This is a genomic window from Clavibacter lycopersici (genome assembly GCF_003576405.1).
GTDB lineage: Bacteria > Actinomycetota > Actinomycetes > Actinomycetales > Microbacteriaceae > Clavibacter > Clavibacter lycopersici.
In genome coordinates, this window is sequence record NZ_QWGT01000310.1 from 1 (window position 1) to 2,678 (window position 2,678).

The window sequence follows — 2,678 nt, forward strand, 5'->3', positions numbered from 1 at the left end:
TCGGCCGAGCCGGTCGCGGTCGCGGTGGCCTCCGTCGCGCGGGCCGCCCGCTGCGCGTCGGCCCGGCGCGCGTTCCTGCGGGTGACCAGGATCGCGGCGATCCCGGCCGGCAGCATGAGCAGCGCGATCCCGAGCACGGGGATGTCGCGGCGCCCGGAGAGGGCGTCGGGGTCCTGGATCGCGATGACGGCCGCGCCCACGCCGATGAGGAGCACGAACACGGCGACGCCGTACTCGGCCCGGCGGGATGGGCCCCTCGCCGGCAGTGCGCGAGCCGTGCCGTCGGCGGGGTGCACGTTGCGCGCACCCGAGCCCTGCCCGCGCTGCCCGCGCGCGGCCATCGGCTCCGCGACACCGCTGCCGTCCACGAGCGCCGCGGTGTCCTCGAGGGTCAGGTGGCCGGGGAACTCGATGTGCACGAACCTGCCGTGCGGGTCGTCCTTCGAGCGGGGCGGCGCGATGCGGGATCCCACGACGAGGGCCAGGAGCGCGTCGCGCTGCGCGTCATCGACGCGCACGCCCTCGCGAGTGGAGACGACGACGGCGCAGCTCTCGCCGCCGGTCGTCGAGAAGCGGAGGATCAGGGTGTCGTCGCCCTCGGCGCCCGCCAGCTCGATGCGCGCGCCCGTGATCTCCGGGAAACCCCACTCCTTGCGGCCGATGCGGAGGACCCCGCGCGCGACGTCGATCGCGGGCGGCTGCGTGCGCTCGGCCACGATCAGGTACGCGATGCCGAGCACCGCGACGGCGAGGACGATCGGCAGGCCCACCCGGATGAGCGGCGACGGGCCGACGGCCTCGTCGACGATGCGCGTGAGCCCGCCGACGGGCGTCCAGAGGAAGATCGAGAGGATCGCGAGCGAGCCGAACGTCAGGAGGAGCCGCTGCCGGGTGCCCGGGGACGGGATCCGCACCCACGTCCCCTCGGCCATGCTCCGACCCTACGGGCGCGGGCCCGTCGTGATCGCCCGGCAGGCGCCGCCCGCGCCCCCAGAACGAGGCGCGCGCTCCGCGGGGTCAACCGTCGGCGGGTCCGTCCCACCCCTCCTGCGGCGTCTCGCACGTGCCGCGGAACACGTACTGCGACGGGAGCTTGCGCTCGCGGCTCGACCAGTCGATCGCGGGGCGGCGGGCCTCAGGCGGCAGGTAGCCGAGGCGGTACACGGCCATCAGCTGCAGCTCCGGCGGCACGCGCAGCAGCTCCTCGACGCGGGTCCACTGCTCGCGGATCTCCATCGGGAACGAGATGAACTGGATACCCATGCCGATCGCGCCCGTGGTCAGCCACACGTTCTCCATCGCGGCGCCCATCGAGAACGTCGAGTAGAAGCCCGCCAGCGACTCGGGACGCTCCTCGGCGCGGTCGAGCATCACGCCGATAAGCAGCGGGCTGCCCGCGACGAGCTTGCGGTTCTCGCGGCCGAGCGTCTGCGGGACCCGCAGCGAGTTCATGAGCCGCTGGCCGCGCGGCGTGAAGGCCTGCTTCGTGAAGGGGCGCAGCGGCGCGGGCAGCCTGTCGAAGAGCATGCCGTCGCGGCGGGCGTCCATCTCCTCCTGCGAGAAGCGGAAGTAGTGCTTGTAGCGCTCGAAGAACGTGCCGTTCGACATCGTCTCGGTCATGCTCTCGCCGCTGATCTCGGCGATCCGCTCGATCGTGTCCCGCTCCTCCACGAGCACGAAGCGCCACGGCTGGCTGTTGAGCTGCGAGGGCGCGCGGCCGGCCACCTCCATGAGGAGGCGCTGGTGCTCCTCGCTCACGGGATCCGTCAGGAAGGCGCCGTTGGTGGTCCTCCGGGCTCTCAGGACGTCGAGGAAGTCCACTGTCATCTCCAGGTGGCGAGGGTGCCCCGGGCGTACCAGGGGGCGGCGGTCAGGGCGACGGCGGGATGCCGGCGGGTGCGGGTGCCGACGCGGGGGAGCGCAGCGAGCGGGATCAGGGCGGGGGCCAGCGCGCGGGCGGCGCGGCGCGCGGCGGGGCGGGCGGCGCCTCCGGCCCAGAGCGGCGACGCGAGGGCGACCGCGGTGAGCGCGCTCGTGAGCACGTACGCGCGGTGGTGGAGGCGGAGCTCGGGCCGCGGCGGTAGGATCCGCGTGGCCGCGGCGATCCCGATGGCGCAGTTCACGAGGTAGGCGGCGCTCGCCGCGGCGAATGCGGCGCGGACGGCGGGCGACGCGACGCGGGTCCGGCTCCTGGTCATCCCCTTCGACGCTAGTCCGGCATCGCGCAGGATGGTCGGGCCGCGGCGGGGTCGCACAGCCGGGGGTGACATCCGGGTTGGATGGACCCATGCAGTCACCCCAGGCGGCGCCCGCGCGCCTGCTCCTCACCCGGCACGCGCAGACGCCGTGGAACCGCGAGTACCGCTACAACTCGCGCACCGACGTCGACGTGGGCGAGGACGCCGCCGAGCAGCTGGCGCCCCTCGCGGCGCGGCTGCGCGGGGAGGGCGTGGAGCGGATCCTCGTGAGCACGCTCGCGCGCGCCCGCAGCACCGCGCGGATCCTGCAGGAGCAGGGCGTCGCGGCGGGCGTCGCGCCCGAGCCGCGGCCCGAGCTCGTGGAGCTCGACTTCGGCGGCTTCGAGGGGATCACGCGCGAGGAGCTCCGCGGCCCCGTGCACGGCGAGGCCTTCGCGGCCTGGCTCACGGGCGAGGACGGCGAGCCCGCGGCACCCGGGG

General features: G+C 74.9%; 4 protein-coding genes. 1 reads left to right on the plus strand and 3 read right to left on the minus strand.

The features are described 5' to 3' along the window. From DZG00_RS14360 to DZG00_RS14370, 3 genes are all read right to left on the minus strand, one after another. On the minus strand, positions 1-932 hold a 932-nt coding region (locus tag DZG00_RS14360; RefSeq protein WP_119455764.1), incomplete at its 3' end, for a hypothetical protein. A gap of 85 nt (positions 933-1,017) precedes the next feature. After that, the gene (locus DZG00_RS14365) at positions 1,018-1,821 is read right to left on the minus strand and encodes a nitroreductase family protein (protein ID WP_119455765.1); all 804 of its coding nucleotides are present in this window, start codon (positions 1,819-1,821) and stop codon (positions 1,018-1,020) included. A gap of 2 nt (positions 1,822-1,823) precedes the next feature. Beyond that, positions 1,824-2,198 (minus strand): hypothetical protein, encoded by a 375-nt coding sequence (locus DZG00_RS14370; protein WP_119455766.1) that lies wholly within the window; start codon positions 2,196-2,198, stop codon positions 1,824-1,826. Between the two features lie 89 nt (positions 2,199-2,287). Between DZG00_RS14370 and DZG00_RS14375 the strand changes: the two genes are divergently transcribed. Continuing rightward, positions 2,288-2,678 (plus strand): histidine phosphatase family protein (locus tag DZG00_RS14375; RefSeq protein WP_147360025.1); only part of this gene is annotated, 391 nt, incomplete at its 3' end.

Bases quoted from the DNA above. Each gene is read 5' to 3' on its own strand.
- DZG00_RS14370 (WP_119455766.1), bottom strand. From the start codon at position 2,198: ATGACCAGGAGCCGGACCCGCGTCGCGTCGCCCGCCGTCCGCGCCGCA.